Below are 15,238 nucleotides of genomic sequence, written 5' to 3'. Positions count from 1 at the left end.
CGGCGGGGGCTTTACCACTAATCCCAATCGCTACGTGTAACGCTTCTGCCGAGCATGGCTCGGCACTACAAGCAATCCCAATCGCTACGTGTAACGCCTCTGCCGAGCATGGCTCGGCACTACACGCTGGGCGCCCACGGGTCATAGCTGCCAAACCACCACAGATGACCCTCCGGATCGCGGCAGGCGTAGCCGCGGCCGCCGTAGTCCTGGTCGGCGATCTCCATCACGATCTCCGCACCAGCGGCCTTGGCCTGCGCGTAGTGCGCATCGGCATCATTGACGATCACGCAGGCGCTCTGGGTCTCCATGCCGCCGACTTCATCGGGCTGAATCATATTGCCGCCCCACTCGCCGGGCTGGACCGAGCTCAGCATCAGCATGCCGTTGCCGAATACCAGCTGTGCGTGCTGCACCACGTCGCCGTCCTGGTACACCGCATGACGCTGGAAGCCGAAGGCCGTGCACAACCACTCGATGGCGGCCGGTGCATCGCGGTAGCGCAGGCAGGGAATGATGGTGGCGGTGGTGCGGGCGGCGAGGTCCATGGTCGCTTCTGGGCAGTTGCGGAAAGGCGAGGGTGGGCGCGCTCGCGTTACCATCGCGAGAAGACCGGCTCGCGGCCGGCATCGACACAAAAGGGAGAGCGCATTGAATAGTTGGTTGGGTGGCGGGCTGGTGCTCGCAATGGGCGTGGTGGCACCGATGGCCTCCGCACAGGAGGCAGTGCCGACGGAATTGCAGCAGCTGGACGCCACGGTGGAACGCGTGCGCCAGCAGTTCGACGTACCCGGCGTGGCCGTTGCCGTGGTCAAGGACGGCAAGGTGATCCTGGAGCGTGGCTGGGGCCTGCGTGAACTGGGCAAGCCCGAGCCGGTGCAGGCCGATACCTTGTTCGCCATCGCTTCCAATACCAAGGCCTTCACCGCTACTTCGCTGAACCTGCTGGCAGAAGAGGGCAAGTTGAAGATGGATGACCGGGTCGTCGATCACCTGCCGTCGTTCCGCATGTCCGATCCCTATGTCACCGGCGAGATGCGCATCCGCGACCTGCTCTCGCACCGCAGCGGGCTGAGCCTGGGCGCAGGCGACCTGTTGTTCTGGCCGACCACCCGTTACAGCAATGCAGAAGTGGTTGCGCGGCTGGCGCAGGTGCCGCTGAAGAATGGTTTCCGTGACCGCTATGCCTACGACAACATCCTGTATGCAGTAGCCCAGCAGGTGATCGAGAAGGTATCCGGGCAGTCGTTCGCCGACTTCCTGCAGCAGCGCATCTTCAACAAGGTTGGCATGAACGATACGCGCTACAACGCGGATCATCTGCAGCCGGGTGACAAGGCTGCCGTGGGTCACGCCAAGTACGACTTCAAGGACCTGCGTCCGGTGCCGCCGCTGACCTGGTCCAACAACGCTGGTGCCGGCGGCATCTATTCCAGCGTGCATGACCTGGCCAAGTGGATGAACGTGCAGCTGGCCGAAGGCAAGCTCGCCGATGGCACGCCGCTGTTCACCGAGAAGACCCAACAGCAGATGTGGCAGATGCAGATCCCGCAGGTTGTGCCCAAGTCATCGGTGCCCGAGCTGGCGCCGGCACGGCCGAACTTCGCCGGTTACGGCGAAGGCTGGAGCCTGAGCGACTATCGTGGGCAGAAGCTGGTGTGGCACACCGGCGGCTGGCCGGGTCAGGTGTCGCGTCTGACCCTGGTGCCCGAGCAGAACCTGGGCGTGGTGGTGCTGACCAATCAGGAATCCGGAGCAGCCTTCAATGCGATCACCATGAGCGTGCTGGATGCAATGCTCGGTGCGCAGGGCAATGACTGGGTGGCCGCTTACGCAGCTGGCGTGGCCAAGGCGCAGGGTAATGCGGACGAAGGCTGGGACAAGCATGTGGCCGCACGGGACGCCAAGAGCAAGCCGTCGCTGCCGTTGTCCGGTTATTCCGGTGCTTACCGGGATGCCTGGTACGGCGATGTGTTCGTGGAGCAGCAGGGCGGCAAGCTGCGTCTGCGCTTTGGCGCGACAGCGGATCTGGTCGGGACGATGGAGCACTGGCAGCATGACACCTTCATCGTGCGCTGGGACAACCGCTCGCTCAATGCCGATGCCTTCGTCAATTTCAGTCTGGACCCGGACGGCAAGGTGCGCGAGGTGCGGATGCAGGCCGTGTCCTCGTTGACCGACTTCAGCTTCGACTTCCAGGACCTGTTGCTGAAGCCGAAGGCGGAATAAGCCGCTTGTAGGAGCGGCGTAAGCCGCGAAGCAGATGGATCATCAGCTGGCAGTTGATCAGGGCTGCGGATGCAGCGCCAGCTTCGCGGCTGACGCCGCTCCCACAACACGGTAACTTTTTGCCGCCCGCACAGCCATACATCGCCTAGACAGACACAACACAGGCCGCGATGGGACAATCGCGGCCTGTTCTGGTTTTACAGGCCGTGGCGATGCTGCGCTGGTTCGAATCCCTGATTCCCGTTTTCCCGCCGGTGGATACGCGCACGCCGCCGCGTGGCGTGGTGCGTTTCTACCTGCATTACCTGCGCCCGGTTTGGCCGGTGCTGCTGGCCACGCTGATCGCTGGTCTGCTGCTTGCCTTGGTGGAAGTGGCGATGTTCGACTTCCTCGGCCGCATCGTCGACATGCTGGCCGGTGGTTCCGGGCCGGGCTTCTTCCAGCGCAATGCCGGCGAGTTGCTGTGGATGGCAGGCATCACTTTGCTGGCCAGGCCGCTACTGGTGGCATTGCACAATCTGTTGGTCAACCAGTCGATCGTCCCGGGGCTGAGCAACCGCTCGCGCTGGTTGATGCACAACCATGTGGTGCGGCAGAGCCTGAGTTTCTTCCAGAATGATTTTGCCGGTAGCGTCGCCAATCGGGTGATGCAGACCGGTACGTCACTGCGCGAGTCTGCGGTGCAGATGGTGGATTCGCTGTGGTACATCGTGGTTTATACCGGCACCGCGTTGTACCTGTTCGCGCAGGTGGATTGGCGTTTGATGCTGCCTCTGGCGATCTGGCTGGTGGCGTATGTCGGTATTGGTGTGTACTTCGTGCCGCGCATGAAGCACCGCGCGTGGATTGCATCGGATGCACGCTCGCGGGCGATGGGCCGCATCGTCGATGGCTATACCAATATCGCAACGCTGAAGTTGTTCGCACACAGCGGCCACGAGCAGCGCTACGTTGCCGAGGCCATCCAGGAGCTGGCCGAGAAGCACCGTGCGCAGACCCGCATCACCACCGGGCTGGAAATGGTCATCGCCATCCTCAATGGCTTCCTGATCGTCGGTACCTGTGCACTGGCCTTGTGGCTATGGCAGGACAGCCTGATCAGCGTCGGTGCGATCACCTTGGCAACTGGTTTGGTGATTCGGATTCACAATATGTCCGGCTGGATCATGTGGACCATCAACGGCATCTTCGAGGACATTGGCACCGTGCAGGACGGCATGGAGACCATTGCCCAGCCGCTGAGCGTGCAGGATTCGGCCGATGCCAAGCCGCTGCTTGTCACTGCTGGCGCGGTGGATTTCCAGAACGTGCACTTCCATTACGGCAAGCGCGGCGGGGTGATGGCTGGCTTGAACCTGGCGGTGAGGCCGGGCGAGAAGATTGGCCTGGTCGGGCCTTCGGGCGCCGGCAAGTCCACGCTGGTCAACGTGTTGCTGCGGCTGTACGACCTGGAGAGCGGCAGGATACTGATTGATAGGCAGGACATCGCCCATGTCACCCAGGACAGCCTGCGCGCGAATATCGGCGTGGTTACTCAGGACACCTCGCTGCTGCATCGTTCGATCCGCGATAACCTGCTGTACGGCCGTCCGGATGCCAGCGAAGAACAGCTGCGCGCTGCCGTGGCCAAGGCCCGTGCCGACGGCTTCATCGATTCACTGGTGGACGGGCAGGGCCGGCAGGGCTATGACGCCCATGTTGGCGAGCGTGGAGTGAAGCTGTCCGGTGGACAGCGCCAGCGTATCGCCATCGCCCGCGTATTGCTGAAGGACGCGCCGATCCTCATCCTTGATGAAGCAACCTCGGCGTTGGATTCGGAAGTGGAAGCGGCGATCCAGGACAGCCTGGATGAGTTGATGGGCGACAAGACCGTGATCGCCATTGCGCATCGCCTGTCGACCATCGCGCGCATGGACCGGCTGGTGGTGATGGACCAGGGCCGGATCGTCGAGACCGGCACGCATGCCGAGCTGGTTGCGGCAGGCGGACTGTATGCGCGGCTGTGGGCGCGACAGACCGGCGGGTTTGTGGCGGCCGAGGGCTGAGCCGGTAGTGCCCGCGTCTCTGTAGTGCCGAGCCATACTCGGCTGAGGCGTTACCGCTAGAGCCCAATGCCGAGCATGGCTCGGCACTACGCTCCCTCTCTTTGGCGCAGCGAAGGGGAGGGCTTACGCCGCTCCTACAGGATGGCTGGTGAGGCTCCTGCCGAGCATGGCTCGGCACTACATGGTCAGGCTGCTGCCATGCGTGCCAGCAACAGACCGGCCAGCACCGCTGCGATGGCGACGACCACCATCAGCGCGAACAGCCAGGCGCGCCTGCGCTGGCGGTGGTTGGCACTGATCGCGGCGTTGAACATGGCAACACGCTGCTGCTCGCTGGCCGCAATGACGGCTTTGGCCTTGGCTGAACCTTCATCTGCGCCCAGCCGCCCGGCCTTGATGTCATCGGCAATGACTTCCAACTGCTGCATCACTTCGAACTGCAGCTTCTGCAGTTCCAGTGCGGTGTCGTCATGGTTGGACAAGCGGGGATACTCGCGGTTGGGGTCAGACAGAGGGTGACTGTAATGCCTGCCGGATCATCCGTGACACCGTGGCTGGGTCATCGTTGGCCAGATGTTGGCCCAGCCGTACCAGACCGATGCCGAAACCCAGCATCAGAATGCCCGGTATCGCTGCAGGCAACAGGAACAGCAGATCCACCCTGCCAACCTGGATGGCGGTGAGTACGCTCCAAAGTACACAGAAACCGAGCCAGAACACCATGAAGGCTTTGACCAGCCAGGGCAGCGCAAAGGAACCGCGGAGCTCGCAGCCCTGTGTGGTCGCATGCAGGCTGCCGCGGAAATGCGGTTTGAACGAATTGCGCATAAGCGTGCGGTGATACAGATGCACGCGCACACTGCCCACCGACCCGGCGATCGTGCCGCTGGCGGTGAAGTTACGTCGTGAAATCGTCGCGCGCAGGGCCTCGGCGGCCTGTTGCGCTGTGAGCGAGCTGGCAAAGCTCACGGACGTACGCGGAAACAACCAGGTCCAGGCAGACATGCATTCGATCATTGAAGGGCCGCCAACCATAGCGGCAAATGATCGATTGAACTACTGCAGACTGCTGCCGCGCTTGCGCATCGCCTTCTTGACCAAGGTAGTGATCTTCTTTTCGACCTCGGGGTTGAGTTCCGCAAGGGCGAAAGAGGTCGCCCACATCGGGCCGTCATCAAGCATCGCCGTATCGTTGAAGCCCAGCGTGGAATAGCGCGCGCCGAACTTGCTGGCTCCCTGGAAGAACAGCACCACCTTGCCATCGCGCGCATAGGCCGGCATGCCGTACCAGGTCTTCGGCGTGAGCGAAGGAGCTGTGGCGGTGACGATGGCATGCAGGCGTCGCGCCATCTGCTGCTCGGCGGCGGGCATCTCGGCAACCTTGGTCAGCAGCTCGGCTTCGCCGTCGGCTTTCAGCTTGCCGGCTTTGGCCTCGGCCTTGAGCTCCTTCGCGCGCTCCTTCATCGCGGCCTGTTCTTCGACGGTAAACCCGGTGGATTTGGACGCGGCCATTGACGTTCCTGAAAAGGGTGGAAGGGCAGGGCTTTTTACCTCAAGCCGGCTGCGCAGATGTGAAGCGACGGAGCTGGCGCTCAGCAGTTTGTCGGGATATTGCTGGCAGGCCAAGCTTGATGGCCTAGCCAGCCTGCCCGAGCTCGCGCTCGATACGCTTGTCCGGGATCAACCAGAGCAAGGCTGCAGCTGCGTACACCAGTTGTGCCATATGCGCATTGGCGAAGCTCAGTGCAATGCCGCTGATGTAGAGCAGTGGCGACAGCTTGCCTTTCCAGTCCTTGCCCAAGGCATGTTGCAGGCGCGAGTTCTCGCCGTCGGCGGCGACGATGCTGCGCTGCAGGATCCAGTACGCGACGGCTGCCGCCAACAGGATGCAGCCGTAAAGCGCGCTCGGTAGTGGTTGCTTGTTGAAGTCGTCCATCCAATGCATGGCGAACGGCAGCAGCGAGAGCCAGAACAACAGGTGCAGGTTGGCCCACAGGACGCTGCCGTTGACCTTCTGGCAGGCCTGCAGCAGGTGATGATGGTTGTTCCAGTAGATGCCGACGTAGACGAAGCTCAGCAGGTAACTGAGCAGGGTGGTCAGCAGCGGCCGCAGCGCGTCCAGCGTGGCACCTTCCGGCGGACGCATCTCCAGCACCATGATGGTGATGATGATGGCCATGACGCCATCACTGAAGGCTTCAAGCCGGCCCTTGCCCATTGTCAGCTCCTGCCGGTTTGCGCATGTGGTTTGGCGGGAAGCTAGCATGCGGGAGCGTGGTGGCGGTGTGTTTGACGGGGTTGGAGCAACGGGGGGAAAGCGAAGGGATAGCCTCGGTCGGTATCCATGCCGGATGTCTGGCTGTTGTATCAGTGCGCCACCTGCAGCACGATCTTGCCGATATGCTCGCCGCGCTCCATCCATGCATGTGCCTGTGCAGCCTTGTCCAGGTGGAACACCTTGTCGATCAAGGGCGGGCGGATCCTGCCCGACTCGATCAATGGCCACACTTGCTGCCGCAGTTGCTGGGCGATGACGGCCTTCTCGGCGACGCTGCGCGGACGCAGTGCCGAGCCGCTGACCGAGGCGCGCTTCTGCATCAGGGTGCGCAATTGAAGTGTCACTTCGGATCCCTCCTGCACGCCGATCTGGATGATACGTCCGTGCAGGTTCAACAGCTCCAGATTCCTGGCGAAGTAGTCGCCGCCGACGATATCCAGCACCACGTCCACGCCACCGCCTTGTTGGATGCTGCGGACCTCGCTGACGAAGTCCTGGGTGTTGTAGTTGATTGCATGGTCCGCGCCCAATCGCAGGCAGGCAGTGCACTTTTCGTCGTTGCCGGCGGTGGCGATGACGCGGGCGCCAAAGGCATGCGCAAGCGTAATGGCGGTGGTGCCGATACCACTGCTGCCACCATGGATGAGGATGCTTTCGTCCGCTGCGAGGTGGCCGGGCATGAACAGGTTGGACCAGACGGTGAAGAAGGTTTCCGGTAAAGCGCAGGCTTCCAGCATGGACAGGCGCGCAGGAATGGGCAGGCATTGCAGCGCAGACGCGGTTGCGTACTCGGCGTAGCCGCCGCCCGCCAGGAGTGCACAGACGCGATCGCCAACGCGTGGCGACTGAACGTCGGCTGCGGTTTTGACCACGGTGCCGGCAACCTCGAGCCCGAGAATCTCCGAAGCATCGGCTGGTTGCGGATACAGGCCGCGGCGCTGCAATAGATCGGGACGATTGATGCCTGCAGCGGCGACGCGTATCAGTACGTCGCCTTCACGTGGCTTGGGAGTAGGGCCGGTTGCCAGCTGCAGGTTGTTGGCATCACCTGCATCCGAAACCTTGATCAGTTGCATATTCCGGGGAATCATCATTGAGTAGCTTTCATGCGCGCGTCGGGATGTTCGACCCGCTCGACGATAGCGCTCATGTCTTTCTTCAAACATCAATTCACATATGATTTTGTGTGCCATGCAAGGTTATGTGTGACTTGGCTGACAACAGATAGGGCATAGAGCGGAATGATTATCCGGTTGAAATCCGGAAAACCCGAAACGTTGACATCGCCAGCTTTTTTTCTGCTTTTTGCGTCCGCCGACAGGTGGTGCCTTCGCTGGCCTGGCTCGCCATACAGTTTCGGGGCGCCGGAGCGCCCACGCGCCGGTTTGGCGACGAACTCAGTGCGACGGCAGTGGCACGTAGACTTCATGCCAGAGGCTGACTTTTCCATGGTTGTCGAACTGCATCAGCAGCATCGCCTGGAAGCTCTCCCGGTGGCCGTTGTTATCGCTGATATGGGCGAGCATGGCGAAGGCGACGCTCTGTGCGTCAGCCAACGTGTGCACCACCTCGTAGTCGATGCTGCGCATGCCTTTCTTCATGCCATTGAGAAATTCCAGGTAGGTGGCACGGGTGGCTTCGTACCTGCGACCGTTGGGCTCCACCACAAAATGCTCGGCAAAACACTCGCTGATGATGGACTCGTCCAACACCGATGCTGCGTTGAGGTGCCGACGATTCCAGTCGAGCACGGCATGGGCAAGCTGAAGGTTTTCATCTCGTGAACGCATCATGTTGTGGATACCTCTGTCCACGTCAGGACATGGTTGCTGCAGATGCGAGTGGCGCTGGGGGCAGATGCAACTGCATGGGTTGGTAGGTCAGGCCTGCGGATCGGCCGATGTCACCGCAGCATTCGAAGCCGTAGTCCAGATAGGCACTTACTGAAGGCAATGCCGCACTCACCGTCAGCAGGTCGCCATGGACATGCGGAAGTACAGCGGCCAGCAGCTGCCGACCAACGCCCTGCCGCTGTCGGTCGGGTGCCACGAACAGCATGGCCAGGTGCCGGCCTTGCTTCAGCTCGATAAGGCCGGCCGCCTCTTGATCGCGTTCGGCGAGCAGGATCAGGTTGTCCTGGGCCATGCGTGCGGCAAACGCTTCGGTGGCTGCAATTGCGAGGAACGTGTTGATGCCTTCCTCGTCCAGGGTCGGGGCCACCGACGCCATGAACGCGCTGATGCACACTGCGTTGGCGGCGTGCAGGTCATTATGGGCTAGTGGACGTACGGTCAGCATGGTGCTTACTGGCTCTGCTCGCAGGAGGGGAGGGAGGAGCCTTCTGCCCTCTTCAATGCCATGCCGACAGTCGCAGGCGCGGTCAGCGAGAAGCCGAACTGCTGATAGAGCCGATACGCCTCGCCGTCGGCCAACAGGCTTACATAGCCGGAGGCGGGAACTTCGCGCTGCAGATAGGCTTGGATCTCTCCCATGACTTTTTTGCCGAGGCCGCGACCTTGATGTGCTGGCAGTACGGCGATGTCCACCACTTGATAGAAGGTGCCGCCATCACCGATTACCCGACCCATTGCCACGGTTTCGTTGGCAAGGGTGATCTGCACGGCGAACAGTGAATTGGGTAGGCCGCGGCTCGCGGCTTCCTGTGTCTTGGCGCTGAGACCGGCGGCTTGGCGGAGATGCTGATAGACCTCGACCGAAGGCGTGGCGTGGCTGATGTTGTAGATTTCCGTGGTCATCTCGTTTCTTGGTCGATGCAGGGTTCGTATCGGGATGCCTCCAGCATTTCTGCCAACTATCGTTTTATCGTGTGGGTGAGAGCTTGGCAAATTGCGAGCAGTGATTGCCAACGCCATGACGGTGAAAGAAGAGGTATGGGAGGGCAAAAAAGAGTCGGCGGCTTACGCCGCCCCTACAAACAAAGTGGGGCATACAATTGGCGCGTGATGAAAGAACGCACAAAGAAAAGCCCGGGCATTGCCCGGGCTTTTCAGTAGACAACTCGACCGCCCTTATTCGATCGGCTGTTCCAGCATCAGCTGGCGTGCGAAACGCACCGGCGGTGCGCCGTAGGACAGCATCTGGTCGTGGTAGGCCTTCAGGTTGAAGTTGGCACCCTGCTTTTCTTCCACTGCCTTGCGGGTGTCGAAGTGCTCCTGTGCACCGACGAAGTAGGTCGGCAGCTGGGCGGAGGTGAGCTGTGCGCGCACCCACTTGCCGGAGGCTTCGCTTTCCTGCTGGAAGGCGTCGTGGGTCATCAGATGCATGGCCTGCTCGCGGCTCCAGTTGTCCACGTGCACACCCTGGTCGAGGATGGCATTGGCAATGGTGCGCAGGTAGAACTTCAGCTGCACCAGGTGGAACAGCGGGTCGTTATCCAGGTAACCCTGTTCCTGCATCATGCGTTCGGTGTAGACCGCCCAGCCTTCGGCAAACAGGCCCGAGCGCAGTACCGCGCGCAGCGTCGACGGGAACTTGCCCGAGTGCCAGCCTTCCAGGTAATGGCCCGGCGTGCCTTCGTGGATGGACAGCAGGTGGATCATGCGGCTGTTGTATTCGCGCAGGAAGGAATCCACCTGCTTGTCGTTCCAGTCGTCCGGAATCGGCGAGACCGCGTAGAAGGTCTTCAGGTTCTTGTCCAACGGGCCCGGCGAGTCGCAGTAGGCCACGGCCACGCCACGCTGGAATTCCGGCATCAGGATGATGTCGACCGGTGCGTCGGGCAGGGTCATCAGGTCATGCTTGCGCACGAACTCGGTGGACTGGTCCAGCGCAGCCTTGGCATCGTCCACGACCTTGTCGCGGGCCGGCTTGTCGGCATAGGCCAGTTCCAGCGCGGCTTCGATCGCCTTCTGCTGCTGGTCGTCGGTCGGGTTGGCCGGCATTTCCGGCGCATCCGGCTTGTCCTTCAACACCACCTGGGCGATGCCGTACATGTCCTTGCGCACGCGGCTCAGCTCGGCGCGGGCACGCTCACCGATCTCGGCGCGCGACAGCGAGGAGTTCAAGGAGAACTTCAGCTTCTGGTCGTACTTCTCAGCGCCAATGCGGAACTCGCCCTTGGCATTCGGCACCAGGGTCTTGTCCAGCCAGGTCTGTTGTTCTTCGACTGCCGTGGTCAGCGTGGCGATGGCGGTCTTCAGGCGTTCCTGGTCGGCGGCTTCGAGCTGGCCGATGTTGGGCACGATGAAGGTTTCAACCAGGCTGAGGATGCCGCGGTTCTGCTTGGCCACGGTTTCGGCGTGGATCTTCGGCACGCGCGCCGGGTCGAGGTTGGCACGGGCGGCGGCGAAGATCTGTGGGATCAGTTCGATGCGGGCGGTGGCCGACTTCAGGCGCTCCGGCAGCGGTGCGAATTCGCGCGCCATCAGGCCATAGATGGCACTGCCGGCCAGGCCGTTATAGACCTGCGGGTCCCACTTCCACGACTGCATGGTTTCGTTGGACCAGATGTCCGACTGCAACTGGTTGCGCAGGATCGCGGCATCCACCTGGTTCTCGCGGCCGAGCTTGCTGACGTCGAGCTTGTCCAGCTCGGCGAGCAGGGCCTTGCTGGCGTCCAGGCTCTTCTGCTGGCCGGCGGCGCTCAGGTCATCCAGCTGGCTGTCGTAGCGGTGATCACCGATCTGGGTGGCGCTGACCGGGGACAGCTGCATCCAGGTGTCCAGTGCCTTCTTCGACAGCTCGGCGAACTGGGCGTCGGCCTGGGCCTGCCCAGCCTGCTCGGTGGTGGCGGACGGAGCGGTCGGGGCGTCGCCGCTCTGGCAGCCGGCGAGGCTGGCGAGCAGGGCGGCGGCGAGCAGGTGCTTGCGCATCGGTGATCCTGTTATTAGGGGAATCCCCGAGCATAGGCGGACTGGGCAAGCGGCGCACATGCCGTTGGTTGGTGGTGGCTTGCCGAAACGGGCGGTTTGCAAGGGCGGCAATCATGTAGCACGGGTAAGCGCAGCGCACCCGGGGATGTGCTGAGCCCGTTGAAACAGGACCCCGGGTGCGCTGCGCTTACCCGGGCTACCCGGCTCTGCACAAATTTTTAGCCTTCGTATTCAGCCAAGTCGCTATGCTGCCGCCACAAAACCACCTGGAACATGGACGCATGAAGCAATTGCACGGAAGTACTTTGGCGTTGGCACTGGGCGCGCTGCTGGCGCTCGCTGGCTGCGCCAAACACGATATGGCGGCCGAGAGCGCGGCGGTAGCAGCCGATGCGGTGCAATCCCCGGAAGGTGCTTTCCTAGCCTACGAGCACACGGTACAGCTGCAGTTGCCGGGCAAGGATATCGCGCCGAGGGTGAAGGCTGTATCCGATGCCTGCCAGAGCGCCAAGTTTGGTGACTGCGCGGTGCTCAATGTGTCCCAGCAGGGCGGCGATACGCCCCGCGGTTCGGTCAAGGTGCGGGTCGCCCCCAAGGGCGTGGAGCCGCTGATTGCGCTGGCCAGCGACAAGGGCGAGGTGACCACCCGCAACACCGAGGCCGAGGATCTGGCCCAGCAGGTGGCCGATACCCAGTTGATGCAGGACCGTTTGAAGGCCGAGCACGAGCGTCTGCTCGAGTATCAGCAGCGCAAGGATCTGGCGGTGGCGGATCTGCTGACGATTTCGCAGCGTCTGTCGGAGATCGAGGCGGGCCTGCAGCAGGCCAATCGTGATTCGGCGCAGCAGCACCGTCGCATCGATACGCAGTTGGTGACCATCAACATTGAATCGACCAACAGCCAGCGCAACCGCAGTGAGATTGGCCGGGCGTTCGGCGATTTCGGCGAGATATTCACCACCAGCGTGGCTTATGTGATTCGCATCGCAGCCGGCCTGCTGCCGTTGATTCTGGTTGGTGGCTTCCTGGCATGGCTGCTGCGCCTGTGGTGGCGTCGCCGCAAGAAGAAGTAACCATTGGTTTTGTAGGAGCGGCGTGAGCCGCGAAGCTGATGATCTGAAACATGGCAAGCTTCGCGGCTTACGCCGCTCCTACAAACGGCCCGCGCCCACATCAAGCATCAGCCATGCAGATGCAACTCCGGAATGCGCTTCTCATGCGCGGCAAACAGTTCCTGGAACTCTTCCTCGTTGAACTCATCGGGCAGATAGACCGCCACCTGGCTGCTGACGCCATTGGCATCCACCCGCTCGCGCGGACCCGCGCGCAATGACACTTCGCGGTCCTTCCAGGTAGCGACCCACGGGGTTTCATCCCATTGCGTCACTTCGGCGTTGTCTGCATCCCAGATCACAACAATCGTAAACATGGCGTCTCAACTCTTCAGGGCGCGGTGTTCGCTGGTGATGGTTGCACCTTCGCCCATCACCTTGGTGACCGGTGTGCGGGTGGCTACGTCGAGTAGTCGTTCCCATTGTTCGTCGGTCAACGCGCCGGTAGCGGAAAGAATGCGGTGCACCTGCAGCTTACCGGCTTCATCGCGGCTGGATGTGAGATCAGCGTTGAACTCACCCAGCTCCCAACCTTTTTTCTCTGCATACATCCGCAAGGTAATCGCAGTGCAGGCTGCCAGCGATGCCAGGTACAGATCGAAGGGCGCCATGCCCGCGTCCTGCCCACCCAGCCGGGCTGGCTCATCGGCAACAAGACTGTGGACGCCGTTGCTGATGCGATGGGCGTAGTTGCTTGCAGTTGATTCAATGGTGACGTGGGCCATGACAGCCTCCTTCGGAACGAACCGTCAAACTACTGCGATACAGGCGACTCGGGTAGTCACCGTTTATTGCCTGCATCGTCCCATCGGCTGAACGATGCCATCGTTCACATCGTCACGATGGCTGCCGTTCCAGCGTGATGGGCAACTGCGGCTTCCTCAAGCAGGCAATTGACCGCGGTCTTCAGCATCCTCGGCGCGATGAAGTGGCGATGCATCGGATCCACCGCTGCCATGTACAGATGCCCGAAGGGATTGCGGCAATACACGCGGGTGGAAAGGCTGAAGGTGATCCGCTCGCCATCGCGTTGCACCGCAACGCTGGAGCGGAATTGAAGGTGGCGATCATCGGCACCGAGCAGCACCTGCGCCGAGTTGGCCTTGATGGAAGAGGCCAGCACCGGGAAGCGTTGGACAAAGCGTTCGGTTGGCGCATCGCTCAACAGTGACGACACCGGGCAGCCCAAAGACGAGGTGCGCAGTCGCAACGGCCGCGCCAGCAGATTCCGTAGCCGCATCAGGCCGCTGACGCTGTCGGCAGGTTGTTGGATGAAGGCGTTGAGCAAGGCTGCCAGCAGCTGTTCCGGATTACTGCCACCGAGCCAGCGTTGATCGAGCTGGACCTCCACGTGATCCTGGTGGTGGTGACGCGGCAGTTGCTTGGCCAGCAGGGAGTCTGGCGGCAGCTGATGGCTGCTGTGTATTTGCAGGGTGGGCAGTCGGTGCGAACGGGTGCCGTTGCGTGGGTGGAGTTGCACCAGCAGCTGGCGCACCTGTCCGGCATGACGACGCAGATGTGCACAGGCCCGGGCTTGCCGAGGCAGCGGATCAAAGCTGAGTACGCTGGTCCACACCTGCGCCTGTTGTGTGTGCTGCTGCAGTGCTGCCGGCATCAGTTCAGTGAGACTGGCGAGGTCGGCCTCGCCGCGCATGACCTGTGCCTGCAGTGCGGGACCCAGCGCGCCTGCGGTTTCGTCCGGATGGCAGGAAATCGCGAACAAGGCTGGATGCCTGCCATTGCCGCGCAGCGGCTCAAACCGGTGCCAAGTGTTGGCGGCCATGCGCACGGTGAACAGACAATCGGCGGGAATCTCGACGTGGCGCAGGGCCTGCTGGATATCCTGCGGCGTGTCGTAGGCCGAACCGGCGGCGATGAAGCGCAGGCGCACGCCGCCGCTGCCGCTGATCGCGGTGAACACACGCGGTGCAGCATGACGATGGAATGGATGACCATTGCGACCCACCGAGAACGTGTAGAGCGCGGCGTTGTCGCCGGCCGCCACGTTGGGTGCTGAAAGCCGCGCCGAAGGCTCGTCCAGCGCATCGTTGAAATGCGCATGCTGGGCTTGGCGTGCACCTGCTGCTGTTGCAACTGCATCGCCGGCGCCCACATCCAGTTGGGTCAATAGTGTGACTTCCGCGGCACGGCTACCATCACTGGCATTGATCGAGACATGCGGAAAGCTGCTTTCGTTCGAAGTGCGACTGCGTTCCATGCGATGCCTCGTGGTAGTCAGCTGGCGGGTTTTGCCTTGGTCTTGGCATTGCGACGTGATTCGCGCTGCAGCGGGCCTGCTGTTGGGCAGACCTCGAAGGCGAAGCGGCTCAAGGTGTTGACCATGTTGTCCGGGGTAAGCCGATAGAAAACGAATTGGCCGCGGCGCTCGCTGGTGACCAGTCCGGCGGCGGTGAGAACCGACAGGTGGCGCGAGATGGCCGGCGCGCTCATCTCGAAACGCTGGCCAATCTCGCCTGCGGTGAGTTCCTGCGCCGACAGATACGCCAGGATCTCCCGGCGCGGACGTGAGGCAAGGGCTTCGAAGATCTGGTCGGCAGGCATTGGTAATGAATTAACTAATTCGTTAATTAATTAAGCGCCTGATTGCCTGCGCATGTCAAGCGGTGTAGCTGTAGTGGGGGGGCGGGCGGCGCCGGCGGGGTGTGGGTTGCGGACGACAGACGGAGCGACGCGGTGCGACACGCGTGCCTTGGGGGGCGGGGCGCAGGGCGGGCCGCAAAG

17 protein-coding genes are annotated in these 15,238 nt (G+C 62.1%); 3 read left to right on the top strand and 14 right to left on the bottom strand.

The genetic code is table 11. The features are described from left to right. Nucleotides 1-119: 119 nt before the first annotated feature. Nucleotides 120-548 (bottom strand): VOC family protein, encoded by a 429-nt coding sequence (locus ACVOK8_RS17730; protein WP_481567972.1) that lies wholly within the window; start codon nt 546-548, stop codon nt 120-122. Between the two features lie 103 nt (nt 549-651). On the opposite strand from ACVOK8_RS17730, the gene ACVOK8_RS17725 reads away from it, so the two are divergent. After that, nucleotides 652-2,229, top strand: a complete 1,578-nt coding sequence (locus ACVOK8_RS17725; protein ID WP_481567971.1) for a serine hydrolase — start codon at nt 652-654, stop codon at nt 2,227-2,229. Between the two features lie 212 nt (nt 2,230-2,441). Beyond that, on the top strand, nt 2,442-4,274 hold the full coding sequence (locus tag ACVOK8_RS17720) for an ABC transporter ATP-binding protein (protein WP_481567973.1): 1,833 nt from the start codon (nt 2,442-2,444) through the stop codon (nt 4,272-4,274). Between the two features lie 185 nt (nt 4,275-4,459). Here ACVOK8_RS17720 and ACVOK8_RS17715 read toward each other — a convergent pair whose 3' ends face one another. The 9 genes from ACVOK8_RS17715 to ACVOK8_RS17675 all read right to left on the bottom strand — a co-directional run bounded on the left by ACVOK8_RS17715 (nt 4,460) and on the right by ACVOK8_RS17675 (nt 11,384). After that, nucleotides 4,460-4,756, bottom strand: coding sequence for a hypothetical protein (locus ACVOK8_RS17715; protein WP_481567970.1), 297 nt, complete (start codon nt 4,754-4,756; stop codon nt 4,460-4,462). Nucleotides 4,757-4,778: 22 nt separating this feature from the next. Continuing rightward, entirely contained in the window at nt 4,779-5,279 is a 501-nt protein-coding gene (locus tag ACVOK8_RS17710; RefSeq protein ID WP_481567969.1) for a hypothetical protein, read from the bottom strand. A 51-nt stretch (nt 5,280-5,330) separates the two neighbouring features. Further along, on the bottom strand, nt 5,331-5,786 hold the full coding sequence (locus tag ACVOK8_RS17705) for an iron chaperone (RefSeq protein WP_481567968.1): 456 nt from the start codon (nt 5,784-5,786) through the stop codon (nt 5,331-5,333). A 124-nt stretch (nt 5,787-5,910) separates the two neighbouring features. Further along, nucleotides 5,911-6,492: a TMEM175 family protein gene (locus ACVOK8_RS17700; RefSeq protein ID WP_481567967.1), complete on the bottom strand. Its 582-nt coding sequence runs from the start codon at nt 6,490-6,492 to the stop codon at nt 5,911-5,913. Between the two features lie 149 nt (nt 6,493-6,641). Continuing rightward, a complete protein-coding gene (locus tag ACVOK8_RS17695) occupies nt 6,642-7,628 on the bottom strand; it encodes an NAD(P)H-quinone oxidoreductase (protein ID WP_481567966.1) in 987 nt (328 codons plus the stop codon). 321 nt (nt 7,629-7,949) lie between these two features. Then, entirely contained in the window at nt 7,950-8,345 is a 396-nt protein-coding gene (locus tag ACVOK8_RS17690) for a hypothetical protein (RefSeq protein WP_481567965.1), read from the bottom strand. A 22-nt stretch (nt 8,346-8,367) separates the two neighbouring features. Continuing rightward, nucleotides 8,368-8,850, bottom strand: a complete 483-nt coding sequence (locus tag ACVOK8_RS17685) for a GNAT family N-acetyltransferase (RefSeq protein WP_481567964.1) — start codon at nt 8,848-8,850, stop codon at nt 8,368-8,370. 5 nt (nt 8,851-8,855) lie between these two features. Next, the gene (locus ACVOK8_RS17680; RefSeq protein ID WP_481567963.1) at nt 8,856-9,308 is read right to left on the bottom strand and encodes a GNAT family N-acetyltransferase; all 453 of its coding nucleotides are present in this window, start codon (nt 9,306-9,308) and stop codon (nt 8,856-8,858) included. Between the two features lie 273 nt (nt 9,309-9,581). Continuing rightward, a complete protein-coding gene (locus ACVOK8_RS17675) occupies nt 9,582-11,384 on the bottom strand; it encodes a DUF885 domain-containing protein (RefSeq protein WP_481567962.1) in 1,803 nt (600 codons plus the stop codon). Between the two features lie 281 nt (nt 11,385-11,665). Here ACVOK8_RS17675 and ACVOK8_RS17670 point away from each other — a divergent pair, with 281 nt between their 5' ends. Beyond that, the gene (locus tag ACVOK8_RS17670) at nt 11,666-12,457 is read left to right on the top strand and encodes a DUF4349 domain-containing protein (protein WP_481567961.1); all 792 of its coding nucleotides are present in this window, start codon (nt 11,666-11,668) and stop codon (nt 12,455-12,457) included. A 107-nt stretch (nt 12,458-12,564) separates the two neighbouring features. Here ACVOK8_RS17670 and ACVOK8_RS17665 read toward each other — a convergent pair whose 3' ends face one another. The 4 genes from ACVOK8_RS17665 to ACVOK8_RS17650 all read right to left on the bottom strand — a co-directional run bounded on the left by ACVOK8_RS17665 (nt 12,565) and on the right by ACVOK8_RS17650 (nt 15,058). Beyond that, nucleotides 12,565-12,813: a hypothetical protein gene (locus ACVOK8_RS17665; RefSeq protein ID WP_346499578.1), complete on the bottom strand. Its 249-nt coding sequence runs from the start codon at nt 12,811-12,813 to the stop codon at nt 12,565-12,567. Nucleotides 12,814-12,819: 6 nt separating this feature from the next. Continuing rightward, the gene (locus ACVOK8_RS17660; RefSeq protein ID WP_481567960.1) at nt 12,820-13,221 is read right to left on the bottom strand and encodes an OsmC family protein; all 402 of its coding nucleotides are present in this window, start codon (nt 13,219-13,221) and stop codon (nt 12,820-12,822) included. A 104-nt stretch (nt 13,222-13,325) separates the two neighbouring features. Continuing rightward, on the bottom strand, nt 13,326-14,714 hold the full coding sequence (locus ACVOK8_RS17655; RefSeq protein WP_481567959.1) for a DUF2867 domain-containing protein: 1,389 nt from the start codon (nt 14,712-14,714) through the stop codon (nt 13,326-13,328). A gap of 17 nt (nt 14,715-14,731) precedes the next feature. Next, a complete protein-coding gene (locus ACVOK8_RS17650; protein WP_313169299.1) occupies nt 14,732-15,058 on the bottom strand; it encodes a metalloregulator ArsR/SmtB family transcription factor in 327 nt (108 codons plus the stop codon). Nucleotides 15,059-15,238 lie beyond the last annotated feature (180 nt).

It is taken from the genome of Stenotrophomonas sp. STEN083, from assembly GCF_056759195.1.
This window is presented reverse-complemented; position numbering and strand designations above follow the sequence as displayed.